Source organism: Bradyrhizobium sp. SZCCHNR1017 (genome assembly GCF_032381375.1).
In the GTDB taxonomy this organism is placed as follows: domain Bacteria; phylum Pseudomonadota; class Alphaproteobacteria; order Rhizobiales; family Xanthobacteraceae; genus Bradyrhizobium.
On sequence record NZ_JAUHIR010000004.1, the window covers coordinates 394,569 to 416,202 of the forward strand.

Genomic DNA, 21,634 nt, shown 5'->3' on the forward strand with positions numbered 1-21,634 from the left:
TAACGATCTTCGCGGGAGTCAACAAGCGGCGCCCGACATCATGTTGTGCAATGCAAAAGAACAAGCCGCCGAGGGGCTCGGTCGCGCAGCATCGTAAGGCCCGCCTGCGCGCAAAGGCAAATGACATGATCCGGCATTCCCGCGGCGAAATCACGCCCGGGGCTTGCTGATATTCTTCACCCTCCGGTGCGGAGGGCGCAGGGAAGGCCAGGCGCCGGCTGACGCCTGCGGCCCGCCTGCGAGAAAAATGCAGGCGGCAGGTACCACAGGTGTAGCCGGGAACGCCCGGCCTTCCCTGCGCGATGGTCTTCACGCTTATACGCAGTCTCCCTGGTGCACCGGCTTGTTGGCCACCATGATCCGCGCGGCGCGTTGGCGCCATCGCGAACGTAACACCGGCAACGGGGTGTCAGGACGCTGCGACTTCACGTCCGCGTCACGTCGTTCGTCCGCGCGCCCGAAGACACGCTGCGACATGATCGCGGCCACCGCTCCCCGCCCCGCGTGTCGTGACGATCGCGCGCTACGCCCCTCGGCTTGGGACGGGATGGCGAGAGGAAATCACGTTTTCCGATAACACGCAAGATATTTATTTTTATCAGAATATGCTGGGAGGCTGCCGTTTAGGCCGGAGCCCCGGGGCGACTTCCGAGATGAACGGCCGACAACATTGCATTCAGGGTGGCTTCAAAGCGCGCCCTATAGAACGTCATCGTCACCACACTTCCCAATGGAGGGGACCATGGTTTCGCTGAAGACATCTCTCGCAGGCGGCATCGCCGCGCTCGCCGTCACCGCCACCCTGCTCGCCGGCGCGGCGCCGGCTCAGGCTCACGACGGGCGCAACGCGGCGCTGTTCGGCGGCCTGGTGGCCGGAGCTCTCATCGGGGGCGCGCTGGCGGCAGCGTCGGAAGCGCAGGCGTATGAGCCTGCGCCGGTCTACCGGTCCCACTATCGCGACGCGGCGTATGGCGGCTACGGCTACGGCTACGAGCGCTACCGCTATGTGCCGGCTCGCCACTATCGCAATTGCGACCACGACGGCTACGGCCGGGCTTCGGGCTGGGACGACGAGGATTAGTCGTAGGTCTACCGAATACGAAGCCGTCGCGACGAACAGCCGTTTCAACCAGTTGCTCCGTCATGCCCGGGCTTGTCCCGGGCATCCACGTCGTTCGGAGCATGCAGAACCACGTGGATGGCCGGGACAAGCCCGGCCATGACGACGTGGAGACAGGCAAGCCCTAAACTCCCGACCGCTTTATGCGATCGCCCTTCGCAAGGAGAGCGTAGCCTACAGCACCACATGCACGTCGATGAGGACGCGATCGGCGTGGCGGGCGGCGGAGCCTATGAAGACGTGCTCCATCAGCCAGCGATACTTCTCGTGGCCGGTCTCGAAGCGCGGGTGGGTGCGGAAGTAGATCAGCCTGGGGTCCACCGGCTCGCCGCGCTTGAGCTTCTGCAGCAGGTCGACCGGCCCGAAGCGGATGCCGCGGTTCTCGACGTAAATCGTCGCGCCGTCGTCGGTCTCGAAGCCGTATTTCGCTTCGAGGTCGATCAGCTCGTTGGGACGGATGACCTGGAAGTCGGCGCCGAAGTTGCAGATCCTGCCGCTGATGCCCTCACCGGCGCGACCGGGGCCCTTCACCTCTCCGCCATGGATCGGGATGATCCGGCGCACGCCGATGCCGGTCTCGCCGGCACTGGTGACGTCGCCGATCATCACGGTGAGGGTGAAGACGTAGCGAGTCTCGAGGATCGGAGTCGTCATCAGCGGGCCATCATCTGTTGCGGCAGCCAGGTGGCGAGGAGCGGGAAGGCGATCAGGATCACCAGCCGGATCAGGTCGGTCGCGACGAACGGCAGCACGCCCTTGAAGATCGTCGAGAACGACACGTCCTTCACCACGCTCTTGATCACGAACACGTTCATGCCGACGGGGGGATGGATCAGGCCAAGCTCGACGGTCATCACGATGATGACGCCGAACCAGATCGGATCGAAGCCGAGATGCGAGATCACCGGGAAGATGATCGGCACGGTCAGGATGATCATCGCCATCGCGTCCATCAGGCAGCCGAGGACGAGATACATCACCATGATCAGCGCCAGCACCCCGTAGGGCCCGAGGCCGAGACCGGTGAGGAACTCCGTCACCTTCTGTGGCGTCTGCGTCACCGTCAGGAAGTAGCCGAAGATCAAGGCGCCGATCAGCACAGTGAACACGGCCGCGGCGGTACGCGTCGCCTGCAGCAGCGAAGCCAGGATCTTCTCCTTGTTCAGCCGGCCGGTGAACACGCCGATCAGGAACGCGCCGGTGGCGCCGACGCCGCCGGCTTCCGTCGGCGTGAAGCGCGGCAGGAAGGGCAGACCGTAGAGGCCGCCGATCACGAACAGGAACAGCAGCACCGGCGCCCAGATGCCCTTCAGGCCGGCGATGCGCTCGCGCCACGGCGGCGCCTCGCCCCTGGGCAGGAAATCCGGCCTGACACGGCCGATCACCGTGATGGTGATCATGTACATGGTCATCGCCAAGAGGCCGGGGATGATGCCGGCGATGAACAGCTTGCCGATGTCCTGCTCGGTGATGATGCCGTAGACGGCGAGCACGGTCGACGGCGGCAGCATCGCGCCCAAGGTGCCGCCGGCGGCGATGACGCCGGTGGCGAAGGATTGCGGATAGCCGAAGCGGCGCATCTCCGGATAGGCCACGGCCGAGAAGGTCGCGGCGGTCGCCACCGACGAGCCGCAGATCGCGGCGAAGCCGCCGCAGGCCGCCACCGTGGCGATGCCGAGCCCGCCGCGCAGATGGCCGACGAAGCCGTTGGCGGCGCGGAACAGCTCGCGGCTCATGCCCGAGTTGGACACGAACGTTCCCATCAGCAGGAACATCGGGATCACGCCGAACGTGTAGTCCGTGACCGTGCGCATCGAGGTCTGGCCGACCAGCTTCAGCGCCGCCGTACCGTTGACGAGATAGGCGAAGCCGGACACGCCGACGAGTCCCATCGCCATGCCCACCGGCACGCGCAGCAGCATCAGCGCAAACAGCGCAACGAAGCCGATGACGGCAACCGCATCCGTGCTCATGCGGCACTACTCCGTGGGCTTGACTTGAGGGTCATGAATCTCCTCGGGGTGGAAGATCAGGCGATAGGTCCGGATGGCGATCAGGAGCACCGCCGAAACGTCGCCGATCCAGGCGACGGCGAAGAACGGCCAGGTCGGCATGTGCAGATCGAAGGTGAGGACGTTGTCCTCATAGGTGCCGCGCACCTTGTCGAACAGGGTCCAGGTCTGCACCGTGACGACGAACAGCAGTACCAGCGTTGCGAAGATGTCGATCCAGCGCTGATAGCGCGGGCCAACATTGCCCCAGATGAGATCCACGGTGATGTGGGTGCCGCGGTATGACGTCGCAGCGATGCCCCAGAAGATCAGGATGCCGAGCAGCATGCGCCCGATGTCGAAGGAATCGGGGATCGAATAGTTCAGCGTGTTGCGGAGCAGCACCGACAGGAAGATGTCGAGCGCGACGATGCCGACGAAGAACGCGGCGATCCACTCGATCCCGTCGATGATCCGGTCCATGAAGGCGCGCTGCATGGCGTCCCCGTGTCAGAAAGCTTGGTGGTTATGGTGGATGCGAAGCGAGCTGCTGCGTAGCGGGCGGTTCTTAGCCTCTCCCCGCTCCCGGGGAGAGGCCGGATTGCATCGTAGATGCAATCCGGGTGAGGGGCTCTCCGCACGGTCGGTGCGTGCGGCTGCCCCTCACCCCAACCCTCTCCCCGTAAGGAACGGGGAGAGGGAGCGCACCGTCCGCCGCGCAAGAGCTTGGGTATGAAAAGAAGCTACTGTGCCAGCGCCTTGTACTTGGCGAGCGAGGCCTTCAGCTCGGTCATGGCGGCCTCGGCATCGACGCCGGTCTTCTTGACGCCATCGGCCCAGGTCTTGAACAGCGGCTCGGAGGCCTTTTTCCACAACGCGGTCTGCTCCGGCGTCAGCTTGTAGACCTCCTGGCCGGACTCGGCCTTGATCTTGTCGACGCCGGCGTCCTCAAACTTGCCCCAGGGCTCGCCGACCTTGCCGGCGGCCTCCGTGTTGCAATTGTCGTCGATCGCCTTCTTCTGCATCGCCGACATCTGGTTGTACTTGTCCTTGTTCATGACGAACACGAAGGTCGTCACGTAGAACGGCGCATCCATGTGGTACTTCGTGACCTTGTCGACTCCGAACAGCACCAGCGAGCCCGCCGGAAAGGTGACGCCGTCGGCGACGCCGCGCTCGATGATGTCGCGCACTTCCGGCGCCGACGACTGCACATTGGTCCCGCCGAGCAGGGTGACGAAATTGGCGATCGTCGCATCGGCCGGGCGGATCTTCATGCCCTTGACGTCCTCAGGCACGACGACCTTCTTGGTGCGGGTGTGGAAGGCCGACGGCGTGTGGACGAAGGCGAGGCAGTACTTGACGTCCTTCATCTCCTTCTCGGCATATTTGCGATACCACGCGTCCAAACCTTCCGAGCCGCCCTTGGCGTCGGAAATCAGGAACGGCAACTCGCCGGCGCCGATGATCGGGAAACGGCCAGGCTGATAGCCGGGATTCACATAAGTGACATCGGCGATGCCGTCGCGCGCCATGTCATAATGGTCGAACGCCTTGCCGAGCTGCTGGGCCGGGAACACCTTGCCCTTGATGGTGCCGCCCGAGGCCTTTTCGACCGACGCGGCCCAATCCTCCAGCGCCTTCTGCAGCGGATGGCTCGCCGGCACCCAGTGCGAGATCTTCAATTCGAATGTCTTGTCCTGCGCGAGCGCGGGGGTCACACCGGCGGCCAGAGCCAACGCCAGAAGCGTCTTCCTCATCGGGATCGTCTCCTCCATCAGTGGGCCTTCGAGGGCCCTTTGCTTCATTGTTATAGCATATAAGCATCATTGCAAGCGCGGCAGCAGGTTGGCCACCAGTGCACGCGCCAAGCGGAGCCTAGCGCGCCCGCCAGCGCAAGTCTGGCAGACGAAAGTTGCAGGCCCGTGGCCATTTCATTAACACGTTAAGGATCTCGCCTGCACCCGAAATTGCACGGCGGGAGCATCGCACCACGAAATTGCCGCAGGGCCGCACCGGACGCCCGGCGACATCGCGCGCGACCCATCCGCGTGCATCCGATGCGCAACGTGTCAAACGCCCGCGCAAAAGACGTTTGAAACTTTGTAGGCGGTGCAAAATCCGCGCTGATGTCGTTGACTGCGGACATCGCCAGCAACGATCGAGACACTCATGAGCAGCGTCCCCGCCGGATTCGAACCGCATTTCCGCAAGAGCCCGTTCACCGATCCCTGGGAGCCGCTCTACGCCAAGAAAACCGACAAGGCCGTCATCCTCGGCCTGCGGCTCGCCACGCCGCACACCAATTCGCGCGGGCTGATCCATGGCGGGCTGATCGCATCGCTGGCCGACAATGCGATGGGCTATAGCTGCGCCCAGGCGCTTGGCTGGAAGGCGTCGCTGGTGACGATCAACCTCGCGGTGGACTACATCGGCAGCGCCGGGACCGGACAGTGGCTCAGCGTCGAGAGCGACGTCATCAAGAGCGGACGCACCGTCTGCTTCGTCCAGAGCCTGGTGCTGGCCGACGACGCCGTGATCGCGCGTGCAAACGCGACCTTCCGGGTGGTGCCGAAGAAGGGGTGATCGAAACCGCCGTTCTTTCGCATCAAGACCAGTATCGCACCAAGGTCGGCGCAATCGCATCCACTCGTCATTCCGGGTTCAAGGCCTTCGGCCTTGCCCCGGAATGACGGGGTGTGGCGTCGTAGTCGCTTTCAGTCGAAACGCCAGTCGCAGGTTGCGGTGATCAGGTCGATGAAGGCGCGCACTTTGGCGGAGAGCAGGCGGGAGCTCGGAAATACGATGTGGATCGGGAGCGGCGGAGGCTCGTATTTCGCCAGCACCCGCTTGAGACGGCCGCCGCGCAGCGTGTCCGCGGCCTGATAGGCCATCACCCGTGTCACGCCGCCGCCCGCCTCGGCATACTGGATCGCGGCGTCGGCATTGTTGGTGACGAGCCGCGGGCTGACCGCCATCCGCAGTTCCCTGCCGTCCTTGACGAAGCGCCATTCGTCGGACGGACCGAACTGGATGGTCTGGTGCTTCGTCAGCGCCTCGGGCGTCCGCGGCTCACCATGGACCTTGAAGTAGGCGGGAGCTCCGACCACGATCCGGCGCATGCTGCCGACCTGGCGGGCCACGAGCGACGAATCGCCGAGATGCCCGATACGAACGGCACAGTCGACGCCATCCTCCACCAGATTGATCTGGCGGTCCTCGAGGCGCAGCTCGGCCGCGACCTCGGCATAGCGGCTCAGATACGCGGCCATGACCGGACCGACATGGAGCCGGCCGAAGCCGACGGGCGCCGAGACCACCAGCCGCCCCACCGGCTGCAGGCGCTCGCTCTCCGCGGCGCGCTCCGCCTCCGCCAGATCGGCCAGGATGCGGCTGGCGCGGTCGAGATAGCGTCGTCCGGAATCGGTCAGCGTCACCGAGCGCGTCGTCCGCTGCAGCAGGCGGACGCCAAGATGCGATTCGAGCGCGGCGACCAAACGGGTGACCGCCGATGGCGACAGCTTGAGCCGGCGCGCGGCCGGTGCGAAGCCGTTCAGCTCGGCGACGGTGACGAAAGCCTGCATGGCATCGATGCGGTCCATGGGATTATTGCAGCATCCGCAACGATCCAATGTCAACTGGCCAGATTATTTCCGAACGGGATTGGGACCATATTGGCTCCACGGCGGCAGTCACTGCCGCAGCGACAAGGAGTCATTGCGATGACCCAGACAACCATCCAGGCACCCGGCGACGTCATGTTCTCACCCGCCGCCAAGGCGATCCAGGCGCGCAAGGGGTCGCGCGAGAGCTACGCGCATGTGGAGCAGAGCCGCGGCTTTCGCCACGAGGTCGACGCCGATCTCGCCGGCCGCCTCGCCGAGGCCACGAGCTTCTATCTCGCGACCGCCTCGGCCGAGGGTCAGCCCTATATCCAGCACCGCGGCGGACCGAAGGGCTTTCTCAAGGTGCTCGACAGCCACACGCTGGCCTTCGCCGACTTCAGCGGCAACCGGCAATATATCACCCAGGGCAATCTGTCGGAGAACCCGCACGCCTACATCTTCATCATGGACTACGCGCATCGCCGCCGGGTGAAGATCTGGGGGACGGCGCGGGTGGTGGAGGATGATGCCGCGCTGACGGCCTCGCTGATGCCGAGAGGCTACAAGGCGCGGCCCGAGCACGTCATCCTGTTCACGATCAGCGCGTGGGACACCAACTGCCCGCAGCACATCCCGCAGAAGTTCGACGCGGCCGACGTCGCGGAAGCGCTGGCCGTTCGCGATGCTCGCATCGCGGAGCTCGAGACCGAACTGGCGCGGTTGAAGGGCGAGAGCAAGCCCTCCGCCTAGGTCCTGCGCGCTGCGGGCCGCGCCTTTGGCTTGTTAGTCATTCCGGGTTCAAGGCCTGCGGCCTTGCCCCGGAATGACGGTGAGTGGGACTCGACTGACCGGCTCAGGCGGCCTCGGCCGCCCTGCCCCATTCGAACTCCGGAAAATATTGCGCCATCATGCGCTCGGCATAGGCGACCAGATTGCCGAAGCTTTCGGTGCGGCGGCGCAGCTCGGACTCGAAGAACGGCGTGAGGATGCCGGCGACGACGGCGAACGCCGTCGCATCGGTGCCGCAAGGACGATCGCCCATCAGATAGGGCCGGTCGCCGAGCTGCACCGACAGCGCGCGCAGCGAGCGTGCGGCGAGATCGACGTCCTCGTCCGGCGCGTGGCGGCCGAGCCCGGAGATCAGATAGTTCTCGGCGACGCGAAACTGCGCGTCCTCGCGCAGCTTCTCGCGCTTGTCGGCCGGCACGCCGTCGAAGAAGTGGGCCGGCCCCTTGGCGAAGTTGACCGGATCGACCCAGCGCGCCCCGACCAGCGCGAAATACAGGTGATGCTCGATCATACGCTCGAACCCCCAGGCCTGCGCCCGCGCGCGCACGTCGAGCCCATGATCGAAGTCGAAGCCATATTTGCGCTCGACATGGGCGCGGATGAAGGTCGAATCGGCGATCAGCTCGCCGCTGTCGTCGATGAAGGGCAGCTGCCCCTTCGGCGATGCCGGCGGCATCGCCCGCTGCTTCCGAAAAGCGAGGCCCGCCATCTTCAATTGCACCTCCGTCTTGGTGACGAAGGGGCTGATCTCCGGCAGGCCGAAGCCCGCGCCCAAACCGAACAATGTGATCATGACAGCACTCCCGACTTCCTGAGCAGACGCCGGACGCTACGAGCATGCTGCTGCCACCATGGTGTCAGCAGCGGCAGTAGCGTGGTGGCAAGGCCAAGGCCATAAAACATCATCATCGACATCACCCCTTCAATCTCGTTGTTGGCCCGGTATAAGGACAGGCTGCTGCCAGCATCCTGTCAGCATCGGCGGGGGTGCTCGCCCATGCAGGACACACCATGAGACGCGCCGACCGGCTATTCCAGATCATCCAGGTGCTGAGACGCACGCGCCGCCCATTGACGGCCGATGCGATCGCGGCCGAGCTCGAGACCTCGAAGCGCACGATCTATCGCGACATCGCCACCCTGATCGGCCAGCGCGTGCCGATCCGCGGCGAGGCCGGCATGGGCTACATCCTGGAGAAAGGTTTCGATCTGCCGCCCTTGATGCTGACGCCGGACGAGATCGAGGCGGCGGTGCTTGGCGCGCAATGGGTCGCGGTCAACGCCGACCCGGTACTGGCGCGCGCGGCGGAGGACCTGATGGCCAAGATCGCCGACACCGTGCCGGAGAGGCTGCGGCCATTCGTGCTGGAACCGGCGAGCCGCGCGCCGCGGCCGTGGATGCGCGAGCCGGACCGCATCGACATGTCGCGCACGCGCTCGCAGATCCACGAGGGACGCAAGATCAGGCTGCGCTATCGCGACGAGCAGGGCCGCGACAGCGAGCGCGTGATCTGGCCGATCGCGATCGGCTATCATGACGCGGTGCGCATCCTCGCCGCCTGGTGCGAGCTGCGCCGCGACTTCCGCAGCTTCAGGACCGACCGTGTCGTCGAGGCGGATTATCTCGACGATAAATATCCCGAAAGGCGCGAGGCGCTGCGCGCCAAATGGCGGCGCAGCCTGGTGTGGGAGGTTCCCAAGGATGTCTGAACCGATGTCTGGCGAGACTGACAGCAGCCCCTGTCAGAGCTGCGGCGCGTGCTGCGCCTATTCGTCGAATTGGCCGCGCTTCACGATCGAGGAGGATGCCGCGCTCGACCTGATCCCGGCCGAGCTGGTCAACGAGCGGCTGTCGGGCATGCGCTGCGACGGCAACCGCTGCTGTGCGCTCGATGGCGAGATCGCGCGCGCCGTGGCGTGCCGGATCTACGCGATCCGCCCCGAGGTGTGCCGCATTTGCATGCCGGGTGACGCCGAATGCGCGATGGCCCGGCGCAAGTTCGGGCTGCCCGTGCTCGCCTGAACAAAGGCAAGGAAGACGGGCAGTCAGGCCGTGACCGGCTCGGGGCTGTCGTCGAGATCGTCCTCGAACGGCTTCATCACCGAGAGTGGCTTGGTCGACAGCGAGATCGGCTTGCGGCTCGAGGTCGCGCCGGCCGGACCCGCCCGACCACCGCGGGACTGCGCATACAGCGCCGATCCGACCCGGCCACCGAACTGCGACAGGACCTGCTCGCTGCACGTGGATGCAATCGCAAGCGCCAGCGGGTGAAGATGCGTGCGCCGGTAACAGAATAGCGCCAGCATGGCCCTCACATCGGCGGAGACGCTCTCGACCAGCGCGGGTAGCCCGTTGGCGTCGGCACGGTAGAGCTCACCGAGAAGCTCGTCGCCGACCGGGCACGAATCGCTGTCGAACGCATCGCGGCTTTGAAGCATCGGTTTGATTGCCATGACGCGACGATGCAGCGCGAATCGCTAATGACCGGTTAACCAAACCGAACGGTCGTCCCACCCCCGGCTTGACACGGGACTGCCGCGGTCGGTGCGGCTTCGCCGCGACGCACCGTGACCGAACGCTCAGCCGTTTGCGGCCATGAAGATCGAGAGCCCGAATCCGGTGAGGTGATGCAGCGCCTGGTCGACGCCGATCAGGGTCCAGAACCAGGGGTGCTCGGTGTTCATGCCGAACCGCGACGAGCAGATGCCCTTGATGCGATCGATCGTGATGTGAATGGCGAAGTCGATCACGGCGACGAACCAGAATCTCGGCGCGACGATCAAGATCAGGACCATGGCGACGGCGAGATGGATCAGGCAGTGCACCAGCAGCGGCAGCGCCCAGCCCTTCCGCTGGTCCTTGCCATAGGCCATCCAGGCGTTCTGCAGCACGAAGTCGCCAATGATGTGCTTGAAGGTCAGCAGCAGCATCCAGCCGACCAGCGCACCAACCGGAACCTGCGACGACAAAGAGGGAAAAGACAAAGCTGACGCTCTCGCTACGACTAACCCTTGGAACCAACCTTGGACGCACGGGGAACTGGAGGCGTTCAGCGCAATCTGATGAGAATACCCGGCCAATTCGACGCGTATGCGACGCTTATGACATCTCCGGTAGCGAATTGCACGCGAAAGGGAACTTCAAATCGCACCTTGCTACCCTTCGCGGCAATCCCGCCGGGGGTAAGGTTACCCACGCCGCGCGGCGCATCCGGCGGCAACCGTCGCAGCGGCGGCGTCATTCCGCGGCGTTGGTCTTCGGCACTGAGAGCGCCCTCGCCCGGATCTGCGCGATGGTCCGCTTCAGCGCCCCCTGTCCCGGCTCTGCCAGCGCAACGGCGCGCGCCTCGGCGATGGCGGAGGCGAGATCCGAGATCGGCAGGACGCCATCGAAGGTGGGCTTGGCCAGGCCATCGATGATGGCATGCCAATCAGCGAGACCCTGCCGGTAGCCGTCGCCCTGCCCCTGGATCATGGTCGCCGTCGCGATCACGGCGGGCGCCGCCGCAGGCTGCTTGTCCAGCGCGCGCGCGATCATGTGCAGCCACCGCTCGGCCCAGGCGCGCTCCTCGCCATAGCGCACCGACTGCAGCCGCCAGCGCCGCAGGCCGGCCATCAGCTTGAGGCGGCGAATGGCCAACCGCGATCGGACCGAAAAGCGGACCTTGACCCGGCGCCGACCTAACCAGCCGATCTGCTCGAAGGCTGCCAGCAACGATTCCGCCACGGCTTGCGGCAGCGCACCGATCAGCTCGTCGAGGCGAAACCTCCTGACGTCGTCGCTCTCGCGTCCCTCCGGCCGCTTCCCCATGTCGAGGCTGATCAATCTGAGCTGGGCGATCCGGATCGGATCCTCGTAGGCCATGCGGGCAGCCAGCAGCTGCGCGATCTGAGACAGCATGCCGGCATCGACGTTCGATCTGCGCACGAACCGCTTGATGCGATCGACATAGAGCTGCGCGTAGCTCGCGCCCTGATACTCCATCAGCAGATGGATGCCATCGCTCACCGCCGGCACGGCGGCGTCAGGAAGGCCCTGAGGCAGAAAAGGCGGCTCGCCATCGTCGACGCCGATGACGTCGGCGAACAGATATCGCAGCGAGGACCGGACGCTTTCCACTGGGCTTCAGGCTCCCCGGATCACGCCGGCTTGGCGACGGGCGCCGGCGCGGTGGTCTGTTGCGCCAGCCGCCGCTCGAGCGTTTCGATGTTCTGGAACAGCCGGGCGCTGGCGAGGCGCAGGAAGTAGAAGGCGAAGGCGGGGTTCTGGACGTAGAGCTGCTCGACCTGGTCGTAGGAGACCGACAGGATCAGACCGCCCTCGACGCATTCCAGCGTCTGCGTGCGCGTATTGGACGGCGAGATCATGCCGAACTCGCCGACGATCGCACCGACCGGCAGCTCGATACCGGATTCGACCAGGCGGAAGCGGCCGCTGACGATGTAGTACATGCTGTCGGCCTTCTCGTCCTTGTAGAACAGCACCTCGCCTGGACCGCATTTGCGCTCGGTCATGAACGGCTTCAGCCATTCCATGGAGAGGTCGCTGTTGACCGACTGCTTCACGTCGCGGACCAGCTGCAGCATCTGGTGGAGCCGGTAGCTGTTGAGCGGCAGCAGCACCCCGTGCAGGATCAGGACCGGGTAGTTGTGCATCGGCACCGCGGTCGCGATCAGGACGATATTGGTGAGGATGGCGAATACCCGCAGCGGAATCATCGTCCGCATCGACAGCGTGGCGACCACGAAGATCGAGGCGAAGAGGCTGCCGGCGGCGCCCGCATGTTCGACCAGGTGTGAGGTATCCATCGGGATCAACCAGACTCTTGGGACGCAGGAGGGCGGACGCTCGGTTCCGAGCCTCCTTTTGCCTAATTTAGCGTGTCCATGCCGACCTCTGATATACGGCGAACAGACGACGTTTGAACCGGTATTTGAGCCGGTACGGAAAAATTCCCCGGTCGAAGTAGAACGGTTGGACCTGCCGGATGACGCTGCAAAACCGATCCACCCGCATCGTTGACGGGATTCCCCCGATCGGGGCACCTTGACGCCGCCGCGATCTCCTGCGGCTCTGAGATCAGCGACTGACGCCCGCCCGCAATGACCAAACCGCAGCACCCTGCCCTGGCGGCATTCGTCACCGCGCTGACCGGACGCAACATGACCAGAGCGGCCTATGTGGCCGTGGCGCTCGGCATGAGCGCCATGGTGTTGTTGACGATGGACCCCGCCTACGAGGCCGGGGGGCGCTGGATCATCGCCCTGCTGTGGGGATGCCTTGTCTTTTTCGTCGTCGAATGGGCCGCTCGGGTTCAGCAGGCGGTGCGGGCGCATCGCGCCGCCACCTACCTGATGTCGGGCCGGGGACTGCTGGACACGCTCTCCGCCCTCGCCGTGCCGGTTGCGCTGGTCTCGGGCATGGAGTCGCGCGCCGCGTGGCTGCTGGCGGTCATCTGGGTGCTCAAGGTGATCCCCGGCGTGCCTGGCCTGCGCCAGCTCCGCCGGGTGCTCGTGGTCGAAGCACGCCCGCTGCTGTCGGTGCTGGTGCTGTTCCTGCTGGTGCTGTTTCTCGGATCGGTCGCCGAATACGCGCTCGAACATGACGAGCAGCCGGCCACCTTCGGCACCATCCCCTCCGCGCTATGGTGGGCCGTCGTGACCCTCACCACCACGGGCTACGGCGACGTGGTGCCGATCACGCCGCTCGGGCGGGTGGTCGCCGCCACGGTGATGATCTCCGGCCTCGGCGTGTTCGGCCTATGGACCGGCATCCTGGCGACCGGCTTCGCCGCGGAAACCCGGCGCGACAACTTTCTGAAGACCTGGGAATCAGTCAGCAGGGTACCGTTCTTCGCCAGCCTCGGGCCCGCCACGATCGCCGACGTTGCGCAGATGCTGCGCACCATCGACCTGCCGCCGCGCGCCACCGTAATCCGCAAGGGCGAGCCGGGGGACTGCATGTATTTCATCGCCGCCGGCGAGGTCGAGGTCGACCTTCCCGGCAAGAAGGTCCGGCTCGGCGAGGGCGCGTTCTTCGGCGAGATGGCGCTGCTCGGGAACAACCTGCGTTCGGCCGACATCAGCACGACCGGACTGTCGAAGCTGCTGGTCCTCGACCTCGTCGATTTCCGCGTGCTGATGGCACGCCACCCCGATCTGGCGCAGAGCATCGATGCCGAGGCCAGGCGCCGAACCATGGAGAACAGGACATGACGACAGGACGGACCACCCAGGCCGATGACGCGCCGAGCATGCCGCTCCTGACCATCGACGGCGCACGCGCCACCATTCGGCTCAATCGTCCGCAGCATCTCAACCGGCTCCAGCCGGAGGATCTCGGCGGGCTGCTGGCGCTGTTCGACCGGGTCGAGGCCAACGCCGCCTTGCGCGTGCTGGTCCTGACCGGCACCGGGCGGGCGTTCAGCGCCGGCTTCGACCTTGGCGCCATCGGCGCAACGCCGGCGGATACGGCCGAGGCTTCCAGCCCGGCATTCGAGGAGGTCGTCGACCGGCTGGAGGACCTCGCGCTGCCGACGATCTGCCGGCTCAACGGCGGGGTCTATGGCGGCTCGACCGATCTGGCGCTGGCCTGCGATTTCCGGATCGGGGTCGATACCAGCGAGATGTTCATGCCGGCAGCGCGGCTCGGGCTGCACTACTACCCGAATGGCATCAAGCGCTACGTGTCCCGCCTTGGTATCGACAATGCCAAGCGTCTGTTCCTGACGGCGGAGAAGATCGACGCGGCCGAGATGCTGCGCATCGGCTATCTCACCGGCGTGGCGACGGCCGATGCGCTCGACGCGGAGGTCGACCGGCTGGCGGCCATTCTGGCCGGCAACGCCCCGCAGGCCATGCGCGGCATGAAGCGCGCCATCAACGAGTTTGCACGCGGAGCCCTCGACGATGCGGCGGCTCGTCGCAGGCATCGGGACAGCATGAGCGGCGCCGAAATCCAGGAAGGCATGAAATCGTTTGCAGAGAAGAGAACGCCGAAATTCTGAGCGCAGCCGCGCTCCGAACTGATAAATTTTGCATGCAAACGTCTGTATCCAGCCGGCGTTCTGACACACGCTCAACGAACTATCGACCTGAATCTCCAATTTGCGGTTGACAGCCTTTTGTCCGTGGCTAGCTTGAACCACGGGCGGAGACTTTCACATGCAAGTGATGGACGCGTATTGGGGACGACGAGCTCTGGAGTACGTCGATGCGATCGAAGCGTCGAAGACCAGCGCGAGCGTGCTCTCCCAGTTCGAGAAGATGATCAGCAACCTGGGCTTTCACGCCTACATCATGGCCGGCGTGCCGACCTCGGGCCAATCGCTGCAGCAAACCATTCTCGCCAACGGCTGGCCGCGGGAATGGTTCGACATGTATGCGCGCGAGCAGTTTCACCGCTGCGATCCGATTCCGCGGCACTGCATCTCGACATTGAATCCATTTGCGTGGTCGGAGGCTCCCTATGACCGCGAGGACGAGCCCGGCGCGCACGAGGTGATGACGCGCGCGAAGGACTTCCGATTGAACGAAGGCTTCTGCGTTCCCATCCACTACGACGATGCCGTGGGCGCCGTCAGCATTGCAGGCGAAAATCCGAATCTCGCTCCCGATGCGCGGGGCGCGCTGCACCTGATCAGCATCTTCACGCACAGCAGGCTTCGCGCACTGGCGCGCTCCGCCGCGAGCAACCAGAGCCGACGCCTGTCGCGAATCGAGGCCGAGGTGCTGGGCTGGGCGGCGCGCGGCAAGACCGCGTGGGAGACGGCGCGCATCCTCGGTGTCTCCGAACGCAACGTCCGGTGGCATCTGGAAGAAGCACAGCGCAAGCTAGCAACCAAGAACAAGACGGCGACGGTTGCGACCGCTCTTGTCAACGGCGAGATCTCGATCTGATCTGTCGTTTCTCCCACTGGATCAATTCGAGCGCATCGGCAATCTGCAAACCCCAATTTGATTCAGACGACCGGGGGTTTCGATGCCTGAGATTCATGTCGTTCGAAAAGATAATCGCGCTCTGTACGAGAAATATTTCGATCCGTATTACCGGCTGCGCCACGAGATCTACGTCAAGCAACGCAAGTGGATGGCACTCGATCGTCCCGACGGGCGCGAGATCGATCAGTTCGACACCGAGGATTCGGTCTATCTGTTCTGCATCGACAACGGCCAGTTGATCGGCTCGATGCGCGCGGTGCCGACGCAGTTGCCGACGCTGATGAGCGACATCTTCCCGTATCTGAATCTGCGCGGCCCGATCCAGCGCCCCGACGTCTACGAACTGTCGCGCATCTTCGTGATCCCGGAGCGCCGCGGCGAGCATGCCGGCCCGCGGATCGACATGCTGCTGCTCACCGCAATCATGGAGTACGGCATCTCGATCGGGTTGACCGGCTTTTCGATCGTGCTCGAAACCTGGTGGCTGCCGCGGTTCGAGAAGTGCGGCTGGAAGGCGCGGCCGCTCGGCGTACCTCACATGATGGACGGGATGTCGGTGATGGCCGTGCTCGTCGACTGCGATGAAACGACATGGAAGTCACTCTGCGAGCAGATCGGCCTGACGCGGCCAACCCTCACGTGGCAGGGGCTCGAAGACGTCAGCCGCCAGGCCCTGCCGGATATCTTTCTTCATCTTCCACCAGCCGCTCAGCCAGCGCAATGATCTGTTCCCTGTGCCGCTTCAGCCTGAGCTTATGGAAAGCCTTCAAGAGGCGGTGACCAAGGAGCGTCGCCTCGTCCACCTCGAGGGCATAAAGGTTGGACGGCGTGTTCATGGAATCCATCGCTGACACTTCAGGTTTTGAGCCGTGACTGAACCTTCAATCGAGAAGATCATCGAGCGTCTGCAATTTTGCATCGTTGACGCTCGGGCGATGCAACTCAAAATGTTAGAGAGAATTTTGTCAATATCATTGCTTGAAGCCCACGAGCTGAAGGAAAAGTGCGCGCCCAATTCGACCAACAGCAGCCATTAGCGCTCCTGCACCGACTCTCGCAACACGTCCGGTCCCTGCAGCGGCGCGTCTCGACTGGTGCATCGCAGACACAAACTGTTGATTTCAGGGCGCCTTTCGATGTGAAGGTCGGACAGGAGAGCACGAGCATCGTTGCCGAAACGCGCTCGCCGAACGTGGACGACACCTCGGCAAAATCATGGCGCCGCCGCCGGAGCTGCTCCCTGTTCAGCAAACTCGGTTTACAAAAATGGACTCGTGGGGCATCTCGCCCCCTCCGGAGTCCCGGATAACGGAACTCCGCCGGCAACAAATACGCGCGTACGACCTACGGACGGGAAGTCATTCGTCGTGAAAGCGGACCGTTTCGGCGACCGTGGCGCGGCCGGTGCGGTAGGAGTTGGCCTTGTCACCGAGATCGGGACAACCGAACGAGATGCCGCAGACCACCTTGCGGTCGGCGCCAAGCCCGAAGTGCTGCCGCACCACGTCGGAGTGAAACGCGAGCGCCGCCTGCGGCACGGTGGCAATGCCGAGCGCCTGCGCCGCCAGCATGAAGCTCGTGACGTAGCCGCCGCAATCGATCGCGCCATAGGTGCCGAGCGCCTCGTCGCTGTGGATGACCGCCACATGCGGCGCGCCGAAGAAATTGTAGTTCTCCAGCGCCTGCCGGGCATAACCCGCCTTGTCGCCGCGCGGGATGTCGAGCGCGTTGTAGAGCTGGAAACCGCTCTCGCGCCGCCGTTCCAGATAGACGCCGGTGTATTCGCGCGGGAAAGGAAAGTCGCCCGACGCCGCCTTGCCGCTGGAGGCCGCCGCATACATCACCTTCCGGAAAGCCTCGGTCGCCGCACCAGAGGTGATCTCGACACGCCACGGCTGGCTGTTGCACCAGGACGCAGTTTTCTGCGCCGCCGTCAGGATGCGCTCGATGGTCGCGCGCGGCACGGGCTCGGGCCGGAACCTGCGGCAGGAGAAGCGCGCGGCCATCAGCTCTTCGAGAATGGTGATGGGATCCTGCTCTGACTTTGGCGCCGCAGATGACATGACAACCTTCCGTACAGTTCGACCGGCGACGCTCGCTTTGTGCTCGCCCTCCACACCCCGTCTTTCCGGACCGGTCGCCACAGCGACCGACCCCGGAAGACGGCCGTCGTGATGCCGTCGGATCAGCTGCGCCCCTTGGTCGGCACCTTGTTGAACGGCACGTCCTTGTCGACCCGGATGTCACCGGGCAGACCGAGCACGCGCTCGGCGATGATGTTGCGCAGGATCTCGTCGGTGCCGCCGGCGATGCGCATCGAGGGCGAGGTCAGCAGCATCTGCTGAAACTGGCCCTGCGTCACCGTCTCGTCCGCGCCGGTCAGCACGCCGGCGCCGCCTTCGAGATCCAACGCGTAGGTCGCGATATCCTGCAGCATGACGCCGGCGACCAGCTTGCCGATGGAATTCTCAGGTCCGGGCCGCTCGCCCTTGGACAGCGCCGAGATCGCGCGGTAGCTCGTGTATTTCAGCCCACTGGCCTTGACCGCCCACGACGCCAGTTTCGAGCGCGTGGCGCGATCGTCGATGGCGAGTCCGCTCTCGGTCATCAGATTGGCGCAGAACTCGAACATCTCCGGGAAGCCGGTGGCGAGCCGCGCGCCGATCGACATGCGCTCGTTCATCAAGGTGGTCAGCGACACGTTCCAGCCGTCGCCGACCGCGCCAAGGCGCTGGCAGTCCGGGATCACCACGTCGGTGAAATAGACCTCGTTGAACTCCTGCATACCGTTGGCCTGCTTGATCGGGCGGACCTCGACGCCCGGGCTCTTCATGTCCAGGAAGAACATCGTCAGGCCCTTGTGCTTGGGCACATTGGGATCGGTGCGCGTGATCAGCAGGCCGTAATCCGAGTAGTGCGCCCCCGACGTCCAGATCTTCTGGCCGTTGATGAGCCAGTCGTCGCCGCGCTTCTCGGCGCGGGTGCGCAGGCCAGCGACATCGGAGCCGCCGGCGGGCTCGGAGAACAGCTGGCACCAGATCTCCTCGCCGGAAGCGAGCTTCGGCAGATAGCGCCGCTTATGCTCTTCGCTGCCATAGGCCATCACGGTCGGGCCGCACATGCCCTCGCCGATCTGGAACGGCTGCGTCAGCTTGCCATAGACGCCCTCCTCCTGCTGCCAGATCACCCGCTCGATCGGCGTCGCGCCGCGGCCGCCATACTCCTTCGGCCAGTGCAGGCAGGCCCAGCCGGCATCGGATTTCTTCTTCTGCCAGGCCTTGCCGACCTCGACGATGTCGGCGTGCTTGAGCCGGATGCGGCCGAGCGAGGAGCTCGCGAGCTCCTCCTCCAGCTCCCTCGGCGCGTTGGCCGCGATCCAAGCGCGCGCGGTGTCGCGAAAAGCGGCTTCCTGCGGGGTGTCGTCAAAGTTCATGCCTGACCCTCACTTGATATGCGTAGGGCGGGGGTTGGCCGAAGGCGTAACCCGCCACTTGATCAGCGTTGTACGAGCTAGCGGCGGGTTACGCTGCGCTAACCCGCCCTACGACTGCACTTGTTAGCTTCGTCCCTTGGTCGGAACCTGGTTGAACGGAAGGTCCTTGTCGACGCGGATGTCGCCAGGAAGACCCAGCACGCGCTCCGCGATGATGTTGCGCATGATCTCGTCGGTGCCGCCTTCGACGCGGGTGCCGGGCGCGCGCAGCAGCATCGCCTGGAATTTTCCGGCGAGCTCGGCCTCGGGACCGCTGAGCACGCCGGCGGCGCCCTGCAGGTCGAGCGCGTAGGTCGCGACGTCCTGGATCATCGGTCCTGCGACCAGTTTACCGATCGAGTTCTCAGGTCCCGGCCGCTCGCCCTTCGACAGCGCCGAGATGGCGCGGATGCTGGTGTATTTCAGCCCGCTCGCCTTCACCGCCCAACTCGCGAGCTTCGAGCGCACATTGCGGTCCTCGATCGCGGGACGATCGTCCAGCATCAGGTTGGAGCAGAAGTCGAACAGCTCCGGGAAGCCGGTGGCGACGCCGGCGCCGATCGACATGCGTTCGTTCATCAAGGTGGTGAGCGCGACGTTCCAGCCGTCATTGACCGCGCCGAGACGCTGCGAGTCCGGGATCACGACGTCGGTGAAATAGACCTCGTTGAAATCCGAGTGCCCGCTCGCCTGCTTGATCGGCCGGACCTCGACACCCGGGCTCTTCATGTCCAGGAAGAACATGGTGAGACCCTTATGCTTGGGCACTGTTGGATCCGTGCGCGTCAGCAGGATGCCGTAGTCGGAGTAGTGCGCGCCCGAGGTCCAGATCTTCTGGCCGTTGATCACCCAGTCGTCGCCGCGCTTCTCGGCGCGGGTGCGCAGGCCGGCGACGTCGGAGCCGCCGGCCGGCTCGGAGAACAGCTGGCACCACACCTTCTCGCCCGAGGCCAGCGGCGGCAGATACTGCCGCTTATGCGCCTCCGAGGCGTAGGCCATCATGGTCGGCCCGCACATGCCATGACCGATGATGAACATGCCGGACAGCTTGCCGTAGGGCCCCTCCTCCTGCTGCCAGATCACGCGCTCGATGGGTGAGGACCCGCGACCGCCATACTCCTTGGGCCAATGCAGGCAGGCCCAGCCGGCATCAGCCTTCTTCTTCTGCCAGGCCTTGGCGACCTCAAGGATATCGGCGTTCTTCAGCCCGACGCGGCCGAGCGAGGTCGCGCGCAGCTCGTCTTCATACTGCTTCGGCGCATTGGCGGCGATCCAGGAGCGCGCCTCGGCGCGGAACGCAGCCTCTTGCGGGGTGTCATCGAAATTCATGGCGAATCCCTTTCAACTCGTCATTCCGGACGACCCGCAACGCGGGTCGATCCGGAATCCAGAGGTTGGTGATCTCGAGATTCCGGGTTCGCTTGCGTTGCGAGCGCCCCGGAATGACGTGCACTTCTCACGCCGCATTGCGCTTGCGCATGCGGTCGATCAGCTGGTCTTCCCAGTAAGAGAGACTGCCAAGGCCGAGCGCGAGCGCGTTGGCGCGTCGGTAGTACATGTGACAGTCGAACTCCCAGGTGAAGCCCATGCCGCCATGAACCTGGATGTTGTTCTTGGCGCAGTGTTGAAAGGCTTGCGTCGCGCTGATGCGCGCTGAGGCCGCGGCCTCCGGCAATTCCGGCGCATTGGTCGAGAGCGCCCAGGCGCCATAATAGGAGTTGGAGCGCGCCAAGGTCGCCGAGACGTACATGTCGGCCAGCATGTGCTTGACCGCCTGGAACGAGCCGATCGGACGACCAAAGGCGATCCGGTCGAGCGCGTAGTCGCGGCCCATCTCCAGCGCGCGGTCGGAGCCGCCGACCTGCTCGAACGCCGTCAGCACCGCGGCGCGATCGAGCACCTGGGTGATGATGCTCCAACCCTCGCCGGCGGCGCCGAGCGGCTCCGCCTTGCAGTTCTTGAAGGTGAGCTCGGCCTGGCCGCGCGTCGGATCGAGATTGGTCAGCGCCTTGGCTTCGACGCCGCCCGCCTTGGGGCCGACCAGGAACAGCGAGATGTCGCCGTCGCGGCCGGTCGAGCCGGTACGCGCGGCAACGATGATGAGATCCGCGATGGCGCCGTCGGCGACCGGCTTCTTGGTGCCGTTGAGCACGCCGTTGGCGGCCTCACACTTGATCGCTTTCGGCGACGGATTGCCGGTGCCCTCGAATAACGCCAAGGTGCCGATCGCCTCGCCATTGGCGATCTTCGGCAGCCAGGCCTGCTTCTGCGCATCGCTGCCGGCCAGCATCAGCGCCTCCGCCGCAAGATACACGGTCGACGAGAACGGCACCGGCGCCAGCGCGCGGCCGACTTCCTCGGCGATCACGCAGAGCTCGAGATGGCCGGCGCCCGCGCCGCCGTACTCCTCCGGAATGGCGACGCCGAGGAAGCCCATCTCGGCAAAGCCTTTCCACAGCGCTCGGTCATACGGCTCCTTGCCATCGAGCACGACACGCACCGCCTTGGGCGGACACTTCTCGGCGAGGAATTTCCGCGCCTGGTCCCGCAACTGCTTCTGGTCGTCGGAGAAATCGAAGTTCATGGCCTCACCTGCTTCCTGATCGTCATTCCGGGGCGATGCGCAGCATCGAACCCGGAATCTCGATCTGATTTATCTCTGGATTCCGGGTTCACTCGCTTCGCGAGGGCCCCGGAATGACGGTTTCAAAATGCG

General features: G+C 64.9%; 23 protein-coding genes. 9 read left to right on the forward strand and 14 right to left on the reverse strand.

Annotated elements, in window-relative coordinates:
- Positions 1 to 742 precede the first annotated feature (742 nt).
- Complete coding sequence (locus QW863_RS13985; protein WP_315713757.1) at positions 743 to 1,081, forward strand: hypothetical protein; 339 nt, start codon at positions 743 to 745, stop codon at positions 1,079 to 1,081.
- Positions 1,082 to 1,294: 213 nt separating this feature from the next.
- Here QW863_RS13985 and QW863_RS13990 read toward each other — a convergent pair whose 3' ends face one another.
- The 4 genes from QW863_RS13990 to QW863_RS14005 form a co-directional block, all read right to left on the reverse strand.
- Positions 1,295 to 1,774, reverse strand: coding sequence for a DUF3237 domain-containing protein (locus QW863_RS13990; protein WP_315713756.1), 480 nt, complete (start codon positions 1,772 to 1,774; stop codon positions 1,295 to 1,297).
- A complete protein-coding gene (locus QW863_RS13995; RefSeq protein ID WP_315713755.1) occupies positions 1,774 to 3,093 on the reverse strand; it encodes a TRAP transporter permease in 1,320 nt (439 codons plus the stop codon). Before QW863_RS13995 ends, QW863_RS13990 begins: the two co-directional genes overlap by 1 nt.
- A 6-nt stretch (positions 3,094 to 3,099) precedes the next feature.
- Positions 3,100 to 3,609 (reverse strand): TRAP transporter small permease, encoded by a 510-nt coding sequence (locus QW863_RS14000; protein ID WP_315713754.1) that lies wholly within the window; start codon positions 3,607 to 3,609, stop codon positions 3,100 to 3,102.
- 245 nt (positions 3,610 to 3,854) lie between these two features.
- Positions 3,855 to 4,871, reverse strand: coding sequence for a TRAP transporter substrate-binding protein (locus QW863_RS14005; protein WP_315713753.1), 1,017 nt, complete (start codon positions 4,869 to 4,871; stop codon positions 3,855 to 3,857).
- A 412-nt stretch (positions 4,872 to 5,283) separates the two neighbouring features.
- Here QW863_RS14005 and QW863_RS14010 point away from each other — a divergent pair, with 412 nt between their 5' ends.
- Positions 5,284 to 5,697, forward strand: coding sequence for a PaaI family thioesterase (locus QW863_RS14010; protein WP_315713752.1), 414 nt, complete (start codon positions 5,284 to 5,286; stop codon positions 5,695 to 5,697).
- Between the two features lie 131 nt (positions 5,698 to 5,828).
- Here QW863_RS14010 and QW863_RS14015 read toward each other — a convergent pair whose 3' ends face one another.
- Complete coding sequence (locus QW863_RS14015) at positions 5,829 to 6,713, reverse strand: LysR family transcriptional regulator (RefSeq protein WP_315713751.1); 885 nt, start codon at positions 6,711 to 6,713, stop codon at positions 5,829 to 5,831.
- Positions 6,714 to 6,833: 120 nt separating this feature from the next.
- On the opposite strand from QW863_RS14015, the gene QW863_RS14020 reads away from it, so the two are divergent.
- Positions 6,834 to 7,466, forward strand: coding sequence for a pyridoxamine 5'-phosphate oxidase family protein (locus tag QW863_RS14020; RefSeq protein ID WP_315713750.1), 633 nt, complete (start codon positions 6,834 to 6,836; stop codon positions 7,464 to 7,466).
- Between the two features lie 103 nt (positions 7,467 to 7,569).
- Here QW863_RS14020 and QW863_RS14025 read toward each other — a convergent pair whose 3' ends face one another.
- Positions 7,570 to 8,298 carry a glutathione S-transferase family protein gene (locus QW863_RS14025; RefSeq protein WP_315713749.1) on the reverse strand — a complete coding sequence of 243 codons (729 nt, stop codon included), beginning with the start codon at positions 8,296 to 8,298 and terminating at the stop codon, positions 7,570 to 7,572.
- 218 nt (positions 8,299 to 8,516) lie between these two features.
- Between QW863_RS14025 and QW863_RS14030 the strand changes: the two genes are divergently transcribed.
- The gene (locus QW863_RS14030) at positions 8,517 to 9,215 is read left to right on the forward strand and encodes a YafY family protein (protein WP_315713748.1); all 699 of its coding nucleotides are present in this window, start codon (positions 8,517 to 8,519) and stop codon (positions 9,213 to 9,215) included.
- Positions 9,208 to 9,528, forward strand: coding sequence for a YkgJ family cysteine cluster protein (locus QW863_RS14035; RefSeq protein WP_315713747.1), 321 nt, complete (start codon positions 9,208 to 9,210; stop codon positions 9,526 to 9,528). Before QW863_RS14030 ends, QW863_RS14035 begins: the two co-directional genes overlap by 8 nt.
- A gap of 23 nt (positions 9,529 to 9,551) precedes the next feature.
- Here QW863_RS14035 and QW863_RS14040 read toward each other — a convergent pair whose 3' ends face one another.
- The 4 genes from QW863_RS14040 to QW863_RS14055 all read right to left on the reverse strand — a co-directional run bounded on the left by QW863_RS14040 (position 9,552) and on the right by QW863_RS14055 (position 12,314).
- Complete coding sequence (locus QW863_RS14040) at positions 9,552 to 9,944, reverse strand: hypothetical protein (RefSeq protein WP_315714362.1); 393 nt, start codon at positions 9,942 to 9,944, stop codon at positions 9,552 to 9,554.
- A 141-nt stretch (positions 9,945 to 10,085) separates the two neighbouring features.
- A complete protein-coding gene (locus QW863_RS14045) occupies positions 10,086 to 10,436 on the reverse strand; it encodes a DUF3307 domain-containing protein (protein WP_315714361.1) in 351 nt (116 codons plus the stop codon).
- Positions 10,437 to 10,743: 307 nt separating this feature from the next.
- A complete protein-coding gene (locus QW863_RS14050; protein ID WP_315713746.1) occupies positions 10,744 to 11,625 on the reverse strand; it encodes a DUF6537 domain-containing protein in 882 nt (293 codons plus the stop codon).
- A 20-nt stretch (positions 11,626 to 11,645) separates the two neighbouring features.
- A complete protein-coding gene (locus tag QW863_RS14055; protein ID WP_315713745.1) occupies positions 11,646 to 12,314 on the reverse strand; it encodes a cyclic nucleotide-binding domain-containing protein in 669 nt (222 codons plus the stop codon).
- Positions 12,315 to 12,608: 294 nt separating this feature from the next.
- Between QW863_RS14055 and QW863_RS14060 the strand changes: the two genes are divergently transcribed.
- The 4 genes from QW863_RS14060 (at position 12,609) to QW863_RS14075 (ending at position 16,170) form a co-directional block, all read left to right on the forward strand.
- Positions 12,609 to 13,721, forward strand: coding sequence for a cyclic nucleotide-gated ion channel (locus QW863_RS14060; protein WP_315713744.1), 1,113 nt, complete (start codon positions 12,609 to 12,611; stop codon positions 13,719 to 13,721).
- Positions 13,718 to 14,512, forward strand: a complete 795-nt coding sequence (locus QW863_RS14065; protein ID WP_315713743.1) for an enoyl-CoA hydratase/isomerase family protein — start codon at positions 13,718 to 13,720, stop codon at positions 14,510 to 14,512. The genes QW863_RS14060 and QW863_RS14065 overlap by 4 nt, the downstream gene beginning before the upstream one ends.
- Before the next feature lie 157 nt (positions 14,513 to 14,669).
- Entirely contained in the window at positions 14,670 to 15,404 is a 735-nt protein-coding gene (locus QW863_RS14070) for a LuxR family transcriptional regulator (RefSeq protein ID WP_315713742.1), read from the forward strand.
- An 82-nt stretch (positions 15,405 to 15,486) separates the two neighbouring features.
- Positions 15,487 to 16,170 (forward strand): acyl-homoserine-lactone synthase, encoded by a 684-nt coding sequence (locus tag QW863_RS14075; RefSeq protein ID WP_315713741.1) that lies wholly within the window; start codon positions 15,487 to 15,489, stop codon positions 16,168 to 16,170.
- 634 nt (positions 16,171 to 16,804) lie between these two features.
- Here QW863_RS14075 and QW863_RS14080 read toward each other — a convergent pair.
- The 4 genes from QW863_RS14080 to QW863_RS14095 form a co-directional block, all read right to left on the reverse strand.
- The gene (locus QW863_RS14080) at positions 16,805 to 17,452 is read right to left on the reverse strand and encodes a nitroreductase (RefSeq protein ID WP_315714360.1); all 648 of its coding nucleotides are present in this window, start codon (positions 17,450 to 17,452) and stop codon (positions 16,805 to 16,807) included.
- Positions 17,453 to 17,631: 179 nt separating this feature from the next.
- On the reverse strand, positions 17,632 to 18,879 hold the full coding sequence (locus QW863_RS14085) for an acyl-CoA dehydrogenase (protein ID WP_315713740.1): 1,248 nt from the start codon (positions 18,877 to 18,879) through the stop codon (positions 17,632 to 17,634).
- Positions 18,880 to 19,002: 123 nt separating this feature from the next.
- Positions 19,003 to 20,247: an acyl-CoA dehydrogenase gene (locus tag QW863_RS14090; RefSeq protein ID WP_315713739.1), complete on the reverse strand. Its 1,245-nt coding sequence runs from the start codon at positions 20,245 to 20,247 to the stop codon at positions 19,003 to 19,005.
- 127 nt (positions 20,248 to 20,374) lie between these two features.
- Positions 20,375 to 21,502, reverse strand: a complete 1,128-nt coding sequence (locus tag QW863_RS14095; protein WP_315713738.1) for an acyl-CoA dehydrogenase family protein — start codon at positions 21,500 to 21,502, stop codon at positions 20,375 to 20,377.
- Positions 21,503 to 21,634: the final 132 nt, after the last annotated feature.

Bases quoted from the DNA above. Each gene is read 5' to 3' on its own strand.
- QW863_RS14000 (WP_315713754.1), bottom strand. From the start codon at position 3,609: ATGCAGCGCGCCTTCATGGACCGGATCATCGACGGGATCGAGTGGATC.
- QW863_RS14055 (WP_315713745.1), bottom strand. From the start codon at position 12,314: ATGGATACCTCACACCTGGTCGAACATGCGGGCGCCGCCGGCAGCCTC.
- QW863_RS14075 (WP_315713741.1), top strand. From the start codon at position 15,487: ATGCCTGAGATTCATGTCGTTCGAAAAGATAATCGCGCTCTGTACGAG.
- QW863_RS14010 (WP_315713752.1), top strand. From the start codon at position 5,284: ATGAGCAGCGTCCCCGCCGGATTCGAACCGCATTTCCGCAAGAGCCCG.
- QW863_RS14045 (WP_315714361.1), bottom strand. From the start codon at position 10,436: ATGCTGCTGCTGACCTTCAAGCACATCATTGGCGACTTCGTGCTGCAG.
- QW863_RS14070 (WP_315713742.1), top strand. From the start codon at position 14,670: ATGCAAGTGATGGACGCGTATTGGGGACGACGAGCTCTGGAGTACGTC.
- QW863_RS14085 (WP_315713740.1), bottom strand. From the start codon at position 18,879: ATGAACTTTGACGACACCCCGCAGGAAGCCGCTTTTCGCGACACCGCG.
- QW863_RS14035 (WP_315713747.1), top strand. From the start codon at position 9,208: ATGTCTGAACCGATGTCTGGCGAGACTGACAGCAGCCCCTGTCAGAGC.
- QW863_RS13990 (WP_315713756.1), bottom strand. From the start codon at position 1,774: ATGACGACTCCGATCCTCGAGACTCGCTACGTCTTCACCCTCACCGTG.
- QW863_RS14040 (WP_315714362.1), bottom strand. From the start codon at position 9,944: ATGCTTCAAAGCCGCGATGCGTTCGACAGCGATTCGTGCCCGGTCGGC.
- QW863_RS14080 (WP_315714360.1), bottom strand. From the start codon at position 17,452: ATGGCCGCGCGCTTCTCCTGCCGCAGGTTCCGGCCCGAGCCCGTGCCG.
- QW863_RS14025 (WP_315713749.1), bottom strand. From the start codon at position 8,298: ATGATCACATTGTTCGGTTTGGGCGCGGGCTTCGGCCTGCCGGAGATC.
- QW863_RS14060 (WP_315713744.1), top strand. From the start codon at position 12,609: ATGACCAAACCGCAGCACCCTGCCCTGGCGGCATTCGTCACCGCGCTG.
- QW863_RS14005 (WP_315713753.1), bottom strand. From the start codon at position 4,871: ATGAGGAAGACGCTTCTGGCGTTGGCTCTGGCCGCCGGTGTGACCCCC.
- QW863_RS14030 (WP_315713748.1), top strand. From the start codon at position 8,517: ATGAGACGCGCCGACCGGCTATTCCAGATCATCCAGGTGCTGAGACGC.
- QW863_RS13995 (WP_315713755.1), bottom strand. From the start codon at position 3,093: ATGAGCACGGATGCGGTTGCCGTCATCGGCTTCGTTGCGCTGTTTGCG.
- QW863_RS14020 (WP_315713750.1), top strand. From the start codon at position 6,834: ATGACCCAGACAACCATCCAGGCACCCGGCGACGTCATGTTCTCACCC.
- QW863_RS14095 (WP_315713738.1), bottom strand. From the start codon at position 21,502: ATGAACTTCGATTTCTCCGACGACCAGAAGCAGTTGCGGGACCAGGCG.
- QW863_RS13985 (WP_315713757.1), top strand. From the start codon at position 743: ATGGTTTCGCTGAAGACATCTCTCGCAGGCGGCATCGCCGCGCTCGCC.
- QW863_RS14015 (WP_315713751.1), bottom strand. From the start codon at position 6,713: ATGGACCGCATCGATGCCATGCAGGCTTTCGTCACCGTCGCCGAGCTG.
- QW863_RS14090 (WP_315713739.1), bottom strand. From the start codon at position 20,247: ATGAATTTCGATGACACCCCGCAAGAGGCTGCGTTCCGCGCCGAGGCG.
- QW863_RS14065 (WP_315713743.1), top strand. From the start codon at position 13,718: ATGACGACAGGACGGACCACCCAGGCCGATGACGCGCCGAGCATGCCG.